Annotated in this window: 14 protein-coding genes; 5 read left to right on the forward strand and 9 right to left on the reverse strand. The window is 71.6% G+C overall.

Features of this window, described 5'->3' with window-relative positions:
* Positions 1 to 21: 21 nt before the first annotated feature.
* Positions 22 to 555, reverse strand: a complete 534-nt coding sequence (locus tag HNR13_RS10405) for a dihydrofolate reductase family protein (protein ID WP_179605687.1) — start codon at positions 553 to 555, stop codon at positions 22 to 24.
* Between the two features lie 53 nt (positions 556 to 608).
* Between HNR13_RS10405 and HNR13_RS10410 the strand changes: the two genes are divergently transcribed.
* Positions 609 to 1,589 (forward strand): aldo/keto reductase, encoded by a 981-nt coding sequence (locus HNR13_RS10410; RefSeq protein WP_382313149.1) that lies wholly within the window; start codon positions 609 to 611, stop codon positions 1,587 to 1,589.
* An 80-nt stretch (positions 1,590 to 1,669) separates the two neighbouring features.
* On the opposite strand, the gene HNR13_RS10415 is transcribed toward HNR13_RS10410, so the two are convergent.
* Positions 1,670 to 4,684, reverse strand: a complete 3,015-nt coding sequence (locus HNR13_RS10415) for a glycoside hydrolase family 2 TIM barrel-domain containing protein (RefSeq protein WP_179605689.1) — start codon at positions 4,682 to 4,684, stop codon at positions 1,670 to 1,672.
* Positions 4,685 to 4,730: 46 nt separating this feature from the next.
* On the opposite strand from HNR13_RS10415, the gene HNR13_RS10420 reads away from it, so the two are divergent.
* Positions 4,731 to 5,408 carry a TetR family transcriptional regulator gene (locus tag HNR13_RS10420; protein ID WP_179605690.1) on the forward strand — a complete coding sequence of 226 codons (678 nt, stop codon included), beginning with the start codon at positions 4,731 to 4,733 and terminating at the stop codon, positions 5,406 to 5,408.
* Between the two features lie 18 nt (positions 5,409 to 5,426).
* Entirely contained in the window at positions 5,427 to 6,323 is an 897-nt protein-coding gene (locus HNR13_RS10425; RefSeq protein WP_179609350.1) for a formylglycine-generating enzyme family protein, read from the forward strand.
* A 25-nt stretch (positions 6,324 to 6,348) separates the two neighbouring features.
* Here the strand turns inward: HNR13_RS10425 and HNR13_RS10430 are convergent, their stop codons facing one another.
* From HNR13_RS10430 to HNR13_RS10455, 6 genes are all read right to left on the reverse strand, one after another.
* Complete coding sequence (locus HNR13_RS10430) at positions 6,349 to 7,593, reverse strand: arginine deiminase (protein WP_179605691.1); 1,245 nt, start codon at positions 7,591 to 7,593, stop codon at positions 6,349 to 6,351.
* Between the two features lie 58 nt (positions 7,594 to 7,651).
* Positions 7,652 to 9,103 carry a basic amino acid/polyamine antiporter gene (locus tag HNR13_RS10435; protein ID WP_382313140.1) on the reverse strand — a complete coding sequence of 484 codons (1,452 nt, stop codon included), beginning with the start codon at positions 9,101 to 9,103 and terminating at the stop codon, positions 7,652 to 7,654.
* Positions 9,104 to 9,261: 158 nt separating this feature from the next.
* Complete coding sequence (locus HNR13_RS10440) at positions 9,262 to 11,421, reverse strand: 3-hydroxyacyl-CoA dehydrogenase NAD-binding domain-containing protein (RefSeq protein ID WP_179605692.1); 2,160 nt, start codon at positions 11,419 to 11,421, stop codon at positions 9,262 to 9,264.
* A gap of 7 nt (positions 11,422 to 11,428) precedes the next feature.
* The gene (locus HNR13_RS10445; protein WP_179605693.1) at positions 11,429 to 12,637 is read right to left on the reverse strand and encodes an acetyl-CoA C-acyltransferase; all 1,209 of its coding nucleotides are present in this window, start codon (positions 12,635 to 12,637) and stop codon (positions 11,429 to 11,431) included.
* A 71-nt stretch (positions 12,638 to 12,708) separates the two neighbouring features.
* Entirely contained in the window at positions 12,709 to 13,905 is a 1,197-nt protein-coding gene (locus tag HNR13_RS10450; protein ID WP_179605694.1) for an HRDC domain-containing protein, read from the reverse strand.
* Positions 13,898 to 14,494: a DUF3000 family protein gene (locus HNR13_RS10455; protein ID WP_179605695.1), complete on the reverse strand. Its 597-nt coding sequence runs from the start codon at positions 14,492 to 14,494 to the stop codon at positions 13,898 to 13,900. Before HNR13_RS10455 ends, HNR13_RS10450 begins: the two co-directional genes overlap by 8 nt.
* 101 nt (positions 14,495 to 14,595) lie before the next feature.
* On the opposite strand from HNR13_RS10455, the gene HNR13_RS10460 reads away from it, so the two are divergent.
* Both HNR13_RS10460 and HNR13_RS10465 read left to right on the forward strand, forming a co-directional pair.
* On the forward strand, positions 14,596 to 15,792 hold the full coding sequence (locus HNR13_RS10460) for an alpha/beta hydrolase family protein (RefSeq protein ID WP_179605696.1): 1,197 nt from the start codon (positions 14,596 to 14,598) through the stop codon (positions 15,790 to 15,792).
* Positions 15,789 to 16,850 (forward strand): LD-carboxypeptidase, encoded by a 1,062-nt coding sequence (locus HNR13_RS10465; protein WP_179605697.1) that lies wholly within the window; start codon positions 15,789 to 15,791, stop codon positions 16,848 to 16,850. Before HNR13_RS10460 ends, HNR13_RS10465 begins: the two co-directional genes overlap by 4 nt.
* A gap of 13 nt (positions 16,851 to 16,863) precedes the next feature.
* Here HNR13_RS10465 and HNR13_RS10470 read toward each other — a convergent pair whose 3' ends face one another.
* The gene (locus tag HNR13_RS10470; protein ID WP_179605698.1) at positions 16,864 to 17,298 is read right to left on the reverse strand and encodes a SufE family protein; all 435 of its coding nucleotides are present in this window, start codon (positions 17,296 to 17,298) and stop codon (positions 16,864 to 16,866) included.
* Between the last annotated feature and the right edge of the window lie 19 nt (positions 17,299 to 17,317).

The raw sequence follows: 17,317 nt of genomic DNA on the forward strand, positions 1-17,317 counted from the left end.
GGCCGGTTCGCTGCGCCCCGCTCAGGCGAAGCGGTAGATGTGCTCGACGGCGCCGGACGGGAAGGTCTTGGTGCCCGAGAGCACGAGCGGCCGGCTCGCCTCCGCGACCGGCAGCAGCGGCTTGCCCGAGCCGACGAGCACCGGCACGTAGGTGATGTGCAGCTCGTCGATCAGCCCACGGTCGGCGAACTGGGCGGCCAGGGCGCCGCCGCCGACCATCCACACGTCGCGGTCGTCGGCGGCCTCCCGCAGCTCGGCGTCGAGCTGCACGATGTCACCGGAGAAGAACGTCACATCGGCGCCTTCCGGCACGGGCAGCGTGCGGTGCGTGACGACCCAGGTGGGGAGGTCCTGGTACGGCCACGGCCCCTGCTCGCCGAGTACGAACTCGTAGGTCGTCGCGCCCATCACGAGCGCGCCGATGCCGGAGATGAACTGCTGGTAGTGCTCGTCGAACTCCTCGAAGCCGAACTGCATGAGCCACTCGATGCGGTCGTGGACGTCGGCGATGAAGCCGTCGATGGAGGAGGCGACGTAGTACTTGGTGAGGGCCATGCCGCGACGGTACCAGCCGCCGGGGACACGGGGATATCGTGAGGGACATGGCACTGATGACGATCACACTGGGTACCCAGAAGCTCGAGGTCTCGCGACTCGGGCTCGGCTGCATGGGCATGAGCGCGTTCTACACCGGAGCCGGCGCCGACGACGCCGGCTCGATCCGGACGATCCACCGGGCGATGGACCTCGGGGTCACCTTCTTCGACACCGCCGAGATCTACGGCCCCTACACGAACGAGGAGCTGCTGGCCCGCGCCTTCGCCGGAGGGCGCCGCGACCAGGTGGTCATCGCGACCAAGTTCGGCACCATCCGGCACCGCTCGAAGGACGAGCGCGGCCTCGACGGCTCGCCGGAGAACGTCCGGCTCTCGGTCGAGGGTTCGCTCAAGCGGCTGCAGACCGACCGGATCGATCTCTACTACCAGCACAGGATGGACCCGGGCACGCCGATCGAGGACACCGTCGGGGCCCTGAAGGAGCTCATCGAGGAGGGCAAGATCCGCCACTACGGCCTGTCGGAGGCCGCTCCCGAGACGATCGTGCGCGCCAACGCCGTGCACCCGGTGACTGCGGTGCAGACCGAGTACTCGCTCTGGACGCGCGATCCCGAGGCGGAGGTGCTGCCGACCGTGCGGGAGCTCGGCATCGGGTTCGTGCCGTACTCGCCGCTCGGCCGCGGCTTCCTCACCGGCTCGATCCGCTCGCTCGACCAGCTCGCCGACGACGACTTCCGCCGCTTCAACCCGCGGTTCGAGGGCGACAACCTGGAGGCCAACATCCGGATCGTGGAGCAGGTCGACGAGGTCGCGCGCGAGGCCGGCGCGAAGCCGGGTCAGGTCGCGCTCGCGTGGCTGCTCTCCCGCGGCGACGACCTCGCGCCCATCCCCGGGACGCGCCGCGTCGAGAACCTGGAGCAGAACGTCGCAGCCGCCGACCTCGACCTCACCCCTGAGCAGCTCGCGCGGCTCGATGCCGTCGCCGCTCCCGTCGGCGACCGCTACGCCGACATGAGCCCCCTCAACAAGTAGCCGCCGCCCGCAGCCAACGCTTCCTCACTTTCTCCCGCCCCGGACCGGCGTGTCGCGGGAGGTGAGGAAGCGATGGCTGGTCAGGCGCGGAAGCGGAGGCGGAGGGTGCGGGCCTTCGGGCGGAGGGCGAACTCGGGCCAGACGTCGGGGCCGCAGGCGCGCGAGCCGAGGCCGTGCTGGACGGCGTCCACGAACAGGTAGGTGGTGTCCGACTCCGGCAGCTCGTGCGGGTGGCCCGCCGCGGCGACCTGCTGCGGCGTGTGCCGCGACAGCGAGAAGCCGGGGAGGCGGCCCCGGCCGTCCGGGAGCGCCGTGAAGCCGAACGCACCGAGGTCGACCTCCCGCACCGCCGAGCGATGGCCGGTCTCCTGCGGCCGGGCGTACTCGACGTTCAGCTCGGCGACGGTGGCGCGGAAGCGGCCGACGTACGCGGCGCGCGTGCTGTCCGGGTAGGACTCCAGCGGGCCGGTCCCGAACCACTCCGCGGCGTCGATGACGCCGTCGCGGTCGGGAAGGTCGAAGCGCACGCCGATCCGCGGCCACACGCTGGGCCAGCCGGCGGACGGTTCGATCTCCACCCGGAGGTCCAGCACGCCGTCGGTCAGCGTCCACACCGTCTCGACCGTGACCGAATGCGCGGAGTTCGCCGCGGACACACGGGTGACGGTTCGCACGCCGTTCTCCGCCTCGTGGACGGAGACCACCCTGTGCGTCAGCCGGTCGAGGCCCTGCTCCCGCCAGAGGCTCGCGCTCGAGACGCCGAGGACGCTGGCGTCGCTGTACGCCAGGTCGCCGTAGGCGGCGCCCTCGTCGTTGTCGGTCGGCGCCCGGAAGAGCTCCAGCCGCGGACCGGCGACGGCGCGGCCGGCGAGCGAGACGAGCCGTCCGCGCTCGAACACGGCCGGGCCGAGCGTCAGCGTGCCGTCCGCGTCCTGCCAGTCCCGGGCGCGACCCGCGGGCGTGACCGGGCGAGGAGCCGAGCGGTCGAGCTGCGCCCGCGCGACGACGTGCCCGGCCGGCGCCCACGCGGCATCTGCGGTGAGCTCGGCCGTCACGGTGAGCCAGGTCTCGGCGTCGTCCGCGACCGGGATGGCGGGCAGCGCCAGGCGCACGGAGTCCCCGGCCTCCACCACCGGGAGGTCGAGCGACCCGGAGGCAGCCTCCCGGCCGTCGTGCTCGACGCTCCAGCGCAGTGTCAGGTCGGCCGTGCTCGCGCTGTGCCGACGGTTCGTCACGACGAGCTCGTCGCCGTCGAAGGTCAGCGCGACCGGCTGGGCCACCGCCGCGAACTCGTGCAGCCCCGGCGTCGGCACGTCGTTCGACAGCACCATGCCGTCCATCACGAAGTTGCCGTCGTGGACGACCTCGCCGAAGTCGCCGCCGTACGCGTAGTACGGCGTGCCGTCCGCAGTGCGGGTGAGGATGCCGTGGTCGCGCCACTCCCAGACGAACCCGCCGTGGAGTCGCGGGTGCGCGTCCACCAGCGCTTCGTACTGGTCGAGCGCGCCGGGCCCGTTGCCCATCGCGTGCGCGTACTCGCAGAGGAGGAACGGCTTGGTCCGCTGCCGGGCGCCCTGCGCCGGCGTGCAGCCGAGCAGCGGAGCGACCGAGCCGTCCGTCCCGATCTGCTCGGTCTCCGGCACGGAGGAGTACATGCGGGAGTACACGTCGGTGTACTCGCCCGTGTAGTCGCCCTCGTAGTGCACCGGCCGCTCAGGGTCGCGGTCGTGGACCCACGCGGACATGGCCGCCAGGTTCGCGCCCGTGCCGGACTCGTTGCCGAGCGACCACATCACGATCGCCGGATGGTTCTTGTCCCGTTCCACGGTCCGGCGGATGCGGTCGAGGTAGGCGTCGCGCCAGCGCGGGTCGTCGCTCGGGTTGCCCTGCCAGCCGGCCGTCGCGAAGCCGTGCGTCTCCAGGTCGCACTCCAGGATCACCCAGAAGCCCAGCTCGTCGGCCAGGTCGAGGAGCCGGGGATGCGGCGGGTAGTGGCTGGTGCGGATGGCGTTGACGTTGAACCGCTTCATCCGGATCAGGTCGGCGCGGGCGTGCTCCTCATCGAAGACCCGGCCGCGCTCTGGATGGGTCTCGTGCCGGTTCATGCCGTGGAACACCACCCGGCGCCCGTTGACGAGGAACCGGTCGCCGCGGATCTCCACGGTGCGGAAACCCACCCGCAGGGAGACCGTCTCGCCCCGGGCGGCGACGGTGGCGTCGTAGAGGCGCGGGGTCTCGGCGGTCCACGGCTCGACCGGGCCGACCGCCACCGGGGCGACGTCGGCGGGGGACTCCCACACGGCCTCCACGCCCAGCTCGGGGATCCGCAGGGCGACCGGGAACGCGCTCGCATCGGCGGTGAGCTCCGGGAGGACGGTGCCGGCGCCGCTGCCGGTGCCGGCGCTCTCGGTGAACGCGGTGCGCAGCCAGACGTCCTCCAGGCCGTCGGCCGGACGCGCCGACAGCGTCACGTCGCGGAAGATGCCGGGCAGCCACCACTGGTCCTGATCCTCCAGGTAGCTGGCGGCCGACCACTGGTGGACGCGCACGGCGAGGACGTTGCCCTCCGCGCGCACCAGATCGGTAACGTCGAACTCGTGGGCGAGCCGGCTGCCGCTCGCCGAGCCCACCTCCGCGCCGTTCAGCCACACCCGGTAGAGCGACTCCACGCCGTCGAAGCGCAGCACGACCCGGGCGTCCTCGGGCCACCCCGCGGGGAGGTCGAACCGCCGCCGGTAGTCGCCGGTCGGGTTCTCGTCCGGAACGAACGGCGGCTCGATCGGGAACGGGTACTGCACGTTGGTGTAGCTCGGGCGCCCGTAGCGGCCGTCGCCGTGCAGCACCCAGTGCGCCGGGACCGGGAGCGTGTCCCAGCCGTCGTCGTCCAGGTCGGGCCGCGCAACGTCCTCCGGGAGGTCGGCGGTGGGGGAGAGCCGGAACCGCCAGTCGCCGTTCAGGGAGAGCGACGGGGCGTCGGAGTGCAGCCACGATCGCGGCGCGCGGAGGGCGCCGGAGAAGGGGGCGGTGTCGGCGAGAAGTGCGGGAGACGGCACGATGCTCCTTGAATGGTCACGACAGCGTGGACGCGCTAGCATCGACCGTAGTCGAAAATCGTTCGGCTGACCTAATTTGGAGGCGCACGTGGGCGGACCCGAGCAGCCGGCGCGGCGCCGCGGGCCGTACGCCAAGTCCACGGAGCGGCGACAGCAGATCGTGGACGAGGCCTACCGCGTGTTCGCGACCCGCGGCTACCACGGCAGCTCGCTGCGCGAGATCGCCGCGGCGGCCGGCATCGGGCTGAGCACCCTCCAGCACCACTTCGGCGGCAAGGAGGACCTGCTCCTCGCCGTGCTCGCGCGCCGCGACGAGTGGGGTGGACGGGTCCAGCCGCCCGGAGACGAGGCGGCCGGAGACGAGGCGAGCGGAGACATGGCGAGCGGCGACGAGGCGGGCGCCGACCTCCCATTCCCGGACACGGTCATCGCCCAGGCGCGGCGCAACGAAGGCATCCCCGGACTCATCGCGCTCTACAGCATCCTCGCCGCCGAGGCCACCGCTCCCGACCACCCTGGGCACGAGTACTTCCTCAGCCGGTACGCCCGGATGCAGGAGTCGTACGAGCGGGAGTTCGCGGCGCTCGCCGCGGACGGCCGGCTCCGCGACGGGGTGGACCCGGCGCTCGCCGCGGCGACCGTGGTGGCGCTGTGGGAGGGCATCCAGCTGCAGTGGCTCTACGCGCCGGAGCGGGTCGACGCGGCCGCGGCGCTGCGCGGCTACCTCGACCTGGTGATCCTGCCGGAGCAGCCCGCCCCGCGCTAGCGTTGCCGTGTGGACGACATGGTGCGCATCGACGGCGGGACTTTCCGGATGGGGAGCGACGAGTTCTACCCGGACGAGCAGCCCGTCCACGAGCGCACCGTGGCCGGCTTCCTGCTCGACCGGTACGCGGTCACCAACGCGGACTTCGCCCGGTTCGTCGACGCGACGGACTACGTGACCGTGGCCGAGCGGCCGATGGAACCCGCCGACTATCCCGGGGTCGCCCCGGAGGACCTCGTGCCCGGTGCGATGGTCTTCACACCCAGCGACGGACCGGTGGATCTGCGCGACTGGCGGCAGTGGTGGCGCTGGGAGCCGGGCGCCCAGTGGCGGCACCCGGAGGGCCGGGAGTCCGGCATCGAGCACCGGATGGACCACCCCGTCGTGCAGGTCGCGTTCGAGGACGCCTCCGCCTACGCGGCGTGGGCAGGCAGACGCCTCCCGACCGAGGCCGAGCACGAGTTCGCGGCGCGCGGCGGCGTCGACGGGGCGCGGTTCGCCTGGGGCGACGAGCCCTACCCGGACGGCGAGGCGCGCGCGAACTCGTGGATCGGCCGCTTCCCCTACGACAACCGCGGACGGTTCGGCGCGACCACGGCCCCGGTCGGCTCGTACCCCGCGAACGGCTACGGCCTCTACGACCTGATCGGCAACACCTGGGAGTGGACCAGCGACTACTACGCGCCGCGTCACACCGTGCCGGGCCAGTCGGCGGTGGACGCCGGCGCGCGCGTCAACCTGCTCGCGTCCGCGAGCGCCGAGCCCGGCTCGCGGATCCCGCGCCGGGTGCTCAAGGGCGGCTCCTACCTGTGCTCGCCCGACTACTGCCTGCGGTTCCGCCCGGCCGCTCGCTCACCGCAGGCGGACGACACGGCGACCACCCACATCGGGTTCCGCTGCGCCGCCGACGTGTGAACGCCGGCGGCGCAGCGGGACGGCGTCAGAACTCGACCGCGTCGCGCAGCAGCGGGCAGGTCATGCAGTGGCCGCCGCCGCGGCCGCGGCCGAGCTCGGCGCCGACGATCGGGATGACCTCGACGCCGGCCTTGCGGAGCGCGTCGTTGGTGGCGGTGTTGCGGTCGTAGGCGTAGACGACGCCGGGCCGCAGCGCGACCGCGTTGTTGCCGCTGTCCCACTGCTGGCGCTCGGTCTCGTAGTTGTCGCCTGCGGTCTCGATCACCCGGAGGCGGGGGAGGCCGAGTGCGCCGGCCACGACGTCCACGAACGCACGGCCCTCCTCGTCGGTCACGTGGACGGGGTCCGCGGCGCTCCCCGGGCGGAGGGTGAAGGTGTGCACCCGGTCCATGATCTCCGGGTACAGGGTGACGAGGTCGCGGTCGGCGAAGGTGAACACGGTGTCCAGGTGCATGGCGGAGCGCAGCTTGGGCATGCCCGCGACGATGACCTGCTCGGCGGCGCCGGCCTCGAACAGTGCGGCGGCGGTCTGCGTGATCGCCTGCCGGGAGCTGCGCTCGCTCATGCCGATCAGGACCGCGCCGTTGCCGACCGGCATGACGTCGCCGCCCTCCAGCGTGGCCTGGCCCCAGTCGCGCTCCGGGTCGCCCCACCAGACGCGGGCGCCCGCGAACGCCGGGTGGAACAGATAGATCGCCTTCATGAGCAGCGTCTCGTCGTGGCGGGCCGGCCAGTAGAGCGGATTCAGGGTGACGCCGCCGTAGATCCACGACGTGGTGTCGCGCGTGTACAGCGTGTTCGGCAGCGGCGGCATCAGGTACTCGCGGACCCCGGTCGACTCGCGGGCCAGCGCGATGTAGCCGGTGCGGTAGTCCTCGGGCAGGTCGGCCGTGGAGAGCCCGCCGATGAGGAACTCGGCCAGCCGCTCGGCGGGCAGCGACTCCAGGAACGCGCGGGTGCCCTCCATCAGGCCGAGCCCGACCTCGTTCGGGATCACCTTGCGGTCGAGCAGCCACGCCCGCGCCTCGGGCTGCGCCACGGTCTCGGCGAGCACCTCGTGCAGCTCGAGCACCTCGACCCCGTGGGAGCGGAGGTCCGCGACGAAGGCGGCGTGGTCGCGCTTGGCGTTCTCGACCCACATCACGTCGTCGAACAGGAGGTCGTCGGCGTTGGTCGGCGTGAGCCGGTGGTGGGCGAGCCCGGGCGAGGCCACGAGCACGCGCCGAAGCTGCCCGACCTCCGAGTGGACGCCGAATGTGGTGTCGGTCACAGTGTTCCCCTTACGTATCGTGCGTGATTGGTGTTCGACGGGAAGCGTTCGGGCGATGTCACAGGCTGATCCAGCCGACCGAGAGCGCCACGATGCCGAGGATCGCGCCGAGCACGGAGACGGCGAAGATGATGAGCTCCCGGCCGCTGAAGACCTTCCTGCCCTGCTCGCGCCGGACCATCACGAACAGGATGGTCGCCGGCGCGTAGATGATGAAGGACAGCAGCACGAAGGTGAGGCCGGCGGCGAACAGCAGGAACGCCGTGTAGACGACGGCCAGGATCGTCACGACCAGGTCGCGGCCCCAGCCGCGCGGCTCCTCCACGTAGGTCTCGCGCGTGGTCACGAGTTTCAGCGCGTACAGCGCCGCGAGGAAGAAGGGGATGAGGGTGAGCGCACTGGTCAGGTCGAGCGCGAGGTTCAGGGCGTCGTTGGCGAAGTAGATGATGACCAGGACCGCCTGGACGAACAGGGCCGTCAGCAGCAGCGCGGCGGTCGGCACGTCCTGGCTGTTCGCGCGGGCGAGGAAGCGCGGCATGTCGTGGTCCTTGGCGGCCACGAACAGCACCTCCGCCGCCATGAGCGACCAGGCGAGGTACGCGCCGAGGACCGACACGATCAGCCCGATGCTCACGAACCAGGCGCCCCACGGCCCGACCGCGGCCTCCAGCACGCCGGCCATCGACGGCTGTCGGAGCTTGGCGATCTCGCCCATCGGCAGCACGCCGTAGGACACGATCGTGACCGAGGCGAACACCGCGAAGACGCTCACGAAGCCGAGGATGGTGGCGCGTCCGACGTCCGCGCGGCGCTTGGCGTGCCGGGAGTAGGTGCTCGCGCCCTCCACGCCCAGGAACACGAAGACGGTCACCAGCATGGTGTTGCGGACCTGGTTGAACAGCGAGCCGGCGTAGTCGGCGCCGCCCCAGTTGGCGGCGAACACGTCGGGCTTGAGCACGAAGAGCGCCAGCAGGATGAACACGATGATCGGCACGATCTTGGCGACCGTGACGATGCGGTTGATGGCGGCGGCCTCCTTGATGCCGCGCCGGATGAGGAAGAAGAAGCCCCAGAGCGCCGCCGAGGAGATCGCGATGGCGAGGATGGTGTCGCCGTCGCCGAATCCTGGCACGACCGCGCCGATCGTCGACATGATGAAGACCCAGTAGAAGACGAGCCCGACCGAGGCGCTGGCCCAGTACCCGAACGCGGAGAAGAAGCCGAGGTACTCGCCGAACCCGGCCTTGGCGTACGCGTAGACACCGGCGTCGAGCTTGGGCTTGCGGTTGGCGAGCAGCTGGAAGACGAACGCGAGCATGAGCATGCCGACGCCCGCGATCGTCCACGCGATGAGCGCGCCGGCGACGCCGGTCTCCTGGGCGAACCGGCGGGGGAGCGAGAACACTCCCGCGCCGACCATGCTGCCCACGACCATGCCGGTCATCGTGAGCATCGAGAGCTTCACCGGAGCGGACACTCCGGTCTGCGGCGCTGCCTTCTGATCCGTCACGGAGCCCCCCAACCTCGCACACCAGTGAGATATATGAACGCTAACGAGCCGCTCTTCGGTCGGTCAAGACCCGTCGTGGGTGAAAAAACGAAACCGCCGAGTACGCGAAAAATCTGCGTACTCGGCGGTTTTCGCCGGAGTTTCTGCGTACTCGGCGGTTAGGCGACGGCCTCCGCTGGGGTGCGGACGCCGCGGACGGGCGGGTGCTGGAAGGTGTCGCCGAAGACCCGCTCGGAGGCGCCGACCCGGTCGAGGTACGGCGTGATGCCGCCCATCTGGAACGGGAAGCCCGCGCCGAGGATCATGCAGAGGTCGATGTCCTCCGGCGCCTCGACCACGTGGTCGTCCACGAGCATGCGGTGGATCTCGTCGGCCAGCCCGTCCTCGAGCCGGCGCAGGATCTCCTGCTCGGTCCACGGGCTCTTGCCGCCGGCCAGGATCTTGGCCGCGCCCTTGTCGAGGCCCTTCACCTTGCCCTTCGAGTCCTTCTCCAGCAGCGTGCTGTACTCCGCCAGGCGGTGCAGGTTCTCGCTGCGGTAGAACCGGTCGGGGAAGGCCGCGTGGTGCGTGTCGAGCACGTGCGCTCCGACCTTCAGGCCGACCAGGTCGAGCAGCGCGGAGGGCGCCATCGGCAGGCCCAGCGGGGCGAAGGCCTTGTCCACGGTCTCGAACGGCGTGCCGTCGTCGACCGCGTGCATGGCCTCGCCGAGGACCTTCGCCAGCACCCGGTTGACCACGAACCCGGGGGTGTCGGCGGTGATGACCGCGTTCTTCTTGAGCGCGGCGGCCGTGACCATCGCCGTGGACAGCGTGGCGTCGTCGGTGTGCGGCGTCTTCACGACCTCGATCAGCGGCATGACCGCGACCGGGGTGAAGAAGTGGAAGCCGACCAGGCGCTCGGGGTGCTTCAGCTTCGCGCCGATCTGCTCCACCGACAGCGAGGAGGTGTTGGTCGCCAGCACGGCCTCGTCGGAGAGGTACTGCTCGACCTCCGCGAAGACGTCCTGCTTGACGGTCAGCTCCTCGAAGACGGCCTCGATGACCCAGTCGCAGTCGGCGAAGTCGGCCTTGTCGGTGGTCCCGGTGACGAGGGCGCGCAGGCGGTTGGCCTCGTCCGGGGAGATGCGGTCCTTCTCCTGGAGCTTCCCGATCTCGTCGTGGATGTACGCCACGCCCTTGTCGACGTGCGCCTGGTCCAGGTCGGTGATGACCACCGGGACCCGCAGGCGGCGCACGAAGAGGAGGGCGAACTGGCTGGCCATGTACCCGGCGCCGATGACGCCGATCTTGGTGACCTTCTTGGCCAGCGACTTGTCCGGTGCGCCGGCCGGGCGCTTGGCGCGCTTCTGCACGAGGTTGAACGCGTAGATGCTGGCCTGGAACTGGTCGCCCGAGATCAGCTCCGCGAGCGCGTCGTCCTCGAGCTCGAAGCCGGCGGCGCGGTCGTTCGACTTGGCGGCCTTGAGCAGCTCCAGTGCCTTGTACGGCGACTTCGGGACCGTGCCGATGCGGCTCTCCAGCATCTTGCGGGCGATGCCGATCGCAGCGTCCCACTTGACCATGCGCTCGACCTTGCCCGGCACGTTCGGGCGCTTGACCTCGATCGCGCCGGTGAGCACCTTGTCGGCCCACTTCAGCGAGTCCTCGAGGAAGTTCGCCGAGTCGAAGATCGCGTCGGCGATCCCGAGCTCGAAGACCTCCCGGGGCTTCAGCATCCGATTCTGCTTGAGCGGGTTCTCGACCACGACCTTGAGCGCGTTCTCGATGCCGATCAGGTTCGGCAGGATGGTCGCGCCGCCCCAGCCGGGAATGAGGCCGAGGAAGACCTCCGGCAGTGCGAACGCCGCCGCGTTGCGGTCGATGGTGCGGTAGTCGGCGTTCAGGCCGATCTCCACGCCGCCGCCGAGCGCGAGGCCGTTCGTGAACACGAACGACGGGACGCCGAAGGTCGCCTGCTTGCCGAGGACGTAGTGGCCGAGCTGCGGGAGCAGCTTGGCGACCTCCACGCTCGGGATGTCGCTGACCCGGCTGAGGTCGGCGCCGGCGGCGAGGATGAACGGCTTGCCGGTGACGGCGACCGCGTCGATCTCGCCGCGCGCGGCGCGCTCGGTCAGGGCGTCGAAGGTCCGGCCGAGCTCCAGGAGCGTGGCAGGGCCCATCGTGTTCGGGCGGGTGTGGTCGCGGCCGTTGTCGAGGGTGACCAGCGCGAGGGTCTTGCCGCTGGGGAGCGGCACGTCCTTCACGAGGGAGTGGGTGACGACCTCGTCGGAGGTCAGCTCGACGAGCGGGGAGAAGTCGATGGTGCTGTAGTCGGTCACGTCTGGCTCAGCCCTTCCGCGCGGCGCGCTTGTCGTAGTTCGGGTTCTCCCAGATCACGGTGCCGCCCTGGCCGAGGCCGACGCACATCGCGGTGAGCCCGTAGCGGACCTCCGGGTGCTCCTCGAACTGGCGGGCGAGCTGGATCATCAGGCGCACGCCGCTCGCGGCGAGCGGGTGCCCGATCGCGATGGCGCCGCCCCACTTGTTGACCCGGGGGTCGGCGTCGTCGATGCCGAAGTGGTCGAGGAAGGAGAGCACCTGGATGGCGAACGCCTCGTTCAGCTCGAACAGGCCGATGTCGTCGATGGTCAGGCCCGCCTTGCGGAGCGCCTTCTCGGTGGACGGGACCGGGCCGATGCCCATGATCTCCGGCTCCACTCCGGCGAACGCGAAGCTGACCATGCGCATCTTCGGCTTCAGGCCGAACTCCTTCACCGCGTCGGCGGACGCCAGCAGGCTCGCGGTGGCGCCGTCGGTGAGCGGCGACGCGTTGCCCGCGGTCACCCGGCCGTGCGGGCGGAACGGGGTCTTCAGCGTGGCGAGGCCCTCCATTGTGGTCTCGGGCCGCATGCCCTCGTCCTGCGTGGCGAGGCCCCAGCCCTGCTCGGAGCGGATGGCGACGGGCACCAGGTCCGGCTGCAGCTTGCCCGCGGCGTACGCGGCGGCGGTCTTCTGCTGGCTGCCCAGGGCGAACCGGTCGGAGCGCTCCTTGGTGAGCGCGGGGAACCGGTCGTGGATGCGCTCGGCGGTCATGCCCATGTTGAGGGCGTCCTCGGCGACCATGCGCTCGGACAGGAACCGCGGGTTCGGGTCGGCGCCGAAGCCCATCGGGTGCCGTCCCATGTGCTCGACGCCGCCGGCGATCACCAGGTCGTAGCTGCCGAACGCGATCCCGGAGCCGAGCGTGGTGACGCTGGTCATCGCGCCGGCGCACATCCGGTCGATCGCGAAACCGGGCACCGACTTCGGCAGCCCGGCCAGGAGCGCCGCCGTGCGGCCCAGGGTCAGGCCCTGGTCGCCCTGCTGCGTCGTCGCCGCGATGGCGACATCGTCGATGCGCTCCTTGGGCACGTTCGGATTCCGCTCGAGCAGGCCGATCATGGCCTTGACGACCAGGTCGTCCGCGCGGGTGTTCCAGTACTGCCCTTTTTCGCCCGCACGTCCAAACGGAGTACGGACTCCGTCGACGAACACGACTTCCGTTCTATCGGCCACAGTGCCTCCCAATCAGGTCGCTGACGATCCTAAAGAGGCCCGGACGCGGGACAGGAATCGTTTGATTCTTTCTACGAAGCGGCTTCGGACGCGTCGCCGGGCGTTTGGCTGCTTTCCACAAACGCCTGGGCGATCGCCTGTGAGGTTGCCTCAATCTGCCAGCGTCGCGCGCCGTGCTTGGCGAGCGCGTCGGCGACCGTCGCAGCGGTGATCTCGGCCGGCGGCGTCCACGCGACGCGGCGCAGGGTGTCCGGGGTGAGCAGGTTCTCCAGCGGGAGCGAGAGCTCCTCGGCCACGGTCGTCAGCGCGGCGCGCGCGGCCTTGAGCCGGGCATCGGCCTCCGGGTTGCGGTCGGACCAGGCGCGCGGCGGCGGGAGGCTGTCGCCCGGCCCGCGGAGCACCGGCAGGTCCTCGGTGGTGCGGCCGGCCTCGATGGCGCTCCACCAGCGGTCGAGCTCGGTGCGGCTGGCGCGGCCGGTGAACTCCCGCATGGCGGCGAGGGCGCGCTTGGAGTCGGGCATCGCCTTCGCGGCGGCGGTCAGGGAGGCGTCCGGAACGAGCCGTCCCGGCGCCACGTCCAGCTGCTGGGCGAGCGCGTCGCGGCTCAGCCACAACTCGCGCGCGACGGCCAGGTTGCGCAGGCCGCGGATCGAGTGGATGCCGGAGAGCCGCCGCCAGGGCTCGCTGCGCTGCACCGCGAGCTCGCGGGTGAGCTCGTCCGCGAACTCCTGCCGGGCGATGTCGGTCTTGCCCGCCTCCACCAGCAGCCCTTCGATCGCGTCGCGCAGGTCGGGCAGCAGCTCGACGTCGAGGGCGGCGTAGTCCAGCCACGGCTCGGGCAGCGGACGCGTCGACCAGTCGGCCGCGCTGTGCTCCTTGGCGAGGTGGATGCCGAGCAGCTCCTCCACCACGGTGCCGAGGCCCACGCGAGGCATCCCGAGCAGGCGCGCGGCGAGCTCGGTGTCGAAGATGCTGACCGGGTCCAGGCCGACCTCGCGCAGGCAGGTCAGGTCCTGGGTCGCGGCGTGCAGCACCCACTCATCGCCGGCGATCGCCTCGTTGAGCTCGTCGAACCGGCCGATCGCGGGCGGGTCGAACAGGAAGGTGCCGGAGCCGCGCCGGAACATCTGGATGAGGTACGCGCGCTGCGAGTAGCGGAAACCGCTGGCGCGCTCGGCGTCGACCGCGATCGGTCCTTCGCCGGCGACGATCCGATCCAGGGCCCGGTGGTAGCCGTCGGGCGTGTCGATGACGGTGTGCTCAGCCACGCGGTGTCCGTCTCGCGCTCAGCAGGCTCACTCCTTCGCCCGTCGGCGGCAGCCCGGCGAGCATGCACAGCAGCTCGCCCCAGCCCTCCACGTGGGCGGCGATGTCGGTCTCCAGCGGGCTCCAGGACGCGCGCAGCTCGATCTGGGCGCCGTCGCCCTGCGCGGCGAGCTCGCCGAAGCCGGTGGAGATGATCTTGGTCGCGGTGCCGCTCGCTGCGGTGTACTTGGCGTGCCGCGCGTCGAGCGCGTCGACCAGCCAGGACCACGCGACGTCGGCGAGGAACGGGTCGAGCCCGATGTCGGTCTCCAGCGGCGCCTGTGCGAAGCAGACGATGCGGAAGGGGCCGCCCCAGGCCTCCGGCTCGTCGGGGTCGTAGAGCAGGATGAAACGCCCGGTGCCGAGGTCCGAGTCGTCGCCATGCCGAGCCGGCCGCACGTCCGCCGCGAGCGCGATCGAGAACGGCGCGAGCTGCGCGGGAGCGGGGATCTCGGTGATCACGAGCTCGGGGCGCGCCTTCGCGGCGCGGATGGACTCCAGCGCCGTCGCGTATTCCCCCGGCAGGTGCGGGGTCGAAGTGGGTGTCGACACGTTACGAACACTAGAAGGGTTGGCGGTCCGGCGACAGTAAGGCACGCCGCCCGGCGGACTCCTGAAGGCGGCGGCCCGCGGGCGCGGCTACGCTGTCGGGCATGGCGACCACCAGCAGCGGATCGGGCGGGCACGGGGCATTCGGGAAGGCGGTCGGCATCACGGCGGCCGTCGCGGGGGGACTGATCCTCGTCACGGCGGCCGGCGCCGGCTACGCGATGGCGCGGGTGGCGCGGACGGTCATCACGCCGGTGCGCCGCAGGCCGCACCGCGAAACCGTCCTCAGGGTGGACGAGGCGCTCGGCACGATCACCCTCAAGCGGACCCCGGACGCGGCCATGCCGGGACGCTTCGGGCTCTGGTTCGGCTCCGAGTCCGGGTACGCGAAGATCGGCGGCCTCCTGGAGACCGCCGACGGCAGCGTCGTGCGCGAGCTGGAGCGGGTCCACTTCGGCGACCTGGGCCTCGGCCGGGCGCGGATCAGCGGCTACTACTACCTGGAGCCGGAGGAGCTCGACCTGCCGGTGGAGAGCGTCGAGATCCAGACCGACCTGGGGCAGGCGCCGGCATGGGTGTTCCCGGCGGCCGCGGACGACGCGGCCGCGGGCCGCTGGGTGATCCAGGTGCACGGCTGGGGCGCCACCCGCCAGGAGGGGCTGCGCGCGGTGCCGACCTTCCACGCCGCCGGCTACTCGTGCCTCCTCGCGTCCTACCGCAACGACGGCGACGCCCCGGAGAGCGCCGACCGCCGCTACGGCCTCGGCGGGACCGAGTGGCGCGACATCGACGCCGCCATCCGCTACGCCGTGGAGAACGGCGCCCGCTCGATCGTGCTGATGGGCTGGTCGATGGGCGGCGCCGTCGTGCTGCAGACGATCACCCGCTCACCGAACCTCGACCAGGTCACGGGCGTCGTCCTGGAGTCGCCGGTCGTGGACTGGATCGACACGCTCGAGTTCCAGGCGAACATGCTGCGCCTCCCTGACGCGATCGCCCAGGGCGCGATGCGCCTGATCGCCTCCAACTGGAGCGGCCCGATCACCGGCCAGGGCGCCCCGATCGACCTCCGCAGCATGGACTTCGTCGCCCGCGCGGCCGACCTCAGCCTGCCGATGCTCATCCTGCACAGCGAGGACGACGGCTTCGTGCCGGACACCGCCTCCCGCGCGCTCGCCGCGGCGCGCAGCGACATCGTCACGTTCGTGCCGTTCACGGTGGCGCTGCACACCAAGCTCTGGAACTACGACGAGGCGAAGTGGACCGCCTCGGTGCGGGAGTGGCTGGACGGGCACGCGTGAGCGGGGCGTGGCGGCCGGTCGTGCCGCCCGCGGCCCGGCCGGGCGACCGGGTGGCGGTGCTGTCGCCGTCGTTCGCGGCGCCGGCGCGCTGGCCCGCCGTGCACGAGCAGGCGCTGCGGAGACTCGAGGAGCTGACCGGGCTCGTCCCCGTGGAGTACCCGACCACCCGCCAGCTCGGCGCGACGCCGGAGGAGCGCGCCCGCGACCTGAACGCGGCCTTCGCCGATCCCGGGATCCGGGCGGTCCTGGCGACGATCGGCGGCGACGACCAGATCCGGGTCATCCCGCACCTGGACCTGGAGGCGGTGCTTTCGGACCCCAAGCCGTTCCTCGGTTACAGCGACAACACCAACCTCCTGAACTGGCTGTGGTCGGCGGGCGTCGCCGGGTTCTACGGCGGCAGCACGCAGGTGAACCTGGGACCCGGGCCGCGCGTCCACGACAGCCACCTGCGGTCGCTGCGGGCCGCTCTGCTCGGCGGCGAGCGGATCGAGTTGACCGACCCGGGGGAGTCGGAGGACTTCGGGACGGACTGGGGCGACCCGCGGGCGCTCACCGAGACCGGCGACCGCGAGCCGACGGAGGGGTTCGCGTGGGCCGGCCCGGCGCGGAGGGTGACCGGCCGCACCTGGGGTGGGTGCCTCGAGGTCGTGGACTGGATCCTGCTGGCCGACCGCTTCCCGTTCCCGCCGTCGGCCCTGGAGGGCGCGGTGCTGCTGGTCGAGACGAGCGAGCTCACCCCTCCCGCGCACTGGGTGCGCTACACCCTGCGCGCGCTGGGCGAGCGCGGGCTGCTCGCGCCCCTGGCCGGCGTGCTCGCGGCGCGACCGCCGGTGAGCACGTTCGAGCACCGGCCGGACGCGGCCGAGCGGGCCCGACTCCGAGCCGCCCAGCGCGACGCCGTGATCGAGACCGTCGCCGAGTACAACCCCGAGGCCGTCGTCTGCGTCGCGGTGCCGTTCGGCCACACGACGCCGCAGTGGATCGTGCCGTACGGCGGCGAGGTCACCCTCGACGGCGAGAGCCGCCGGGTGTTCGCCGACTACCGGCGCGGCTGAGCGCCAGCCGCGCCTACGCCGCCACCTTCGCCCGCACCTGCCGCTTCGTGCGCCCGAGCAGCGCGGACATCCCGCGGATGCGCAGCGGCGACACCGCCTGGGTCAGGCCGAGCGTGTTCGGGAAGTCGTCCGGCACCGCCAGCACCTCGTCGGCCGTGAGACCGGCGAGGCCCTGGACCAGGATCGACGCGAAGCCGCGGGTGGTCGGCGCCTCCTTGGGGGCCGTCGCGTAGAGGTGCACGATGTCGTTGTCGTCGACCTCCACGAAGATGAACACCGGCGCCTGGCACTCCTCGACGCGCTCCAGCAGGTCCGGGTGGTCGCGGTAGCGCTCCGGGAGGTCGGGGAGCTCGTCCGAGAACTCCAGCAGCAGCTGCAGGCGGTCGTTCTGCTCCAGCGCCTGGAAGTCGTCGCGGATCTCGGCGAGCGTGCCGGTGAGGGCGGTCATGCTTAAAGGCTACCTTCGT

It is taken from the genome of Leifsonia shinshuensis (assembly GCF_013410375.1).
Taxonomy (GTDB): domain Bacteria; phylum Actinomycetota; class Actinomycetes; order Actinomycetales; family Microbacteriaceae; genus Leifsonia; species Leifsonia shinshuensis.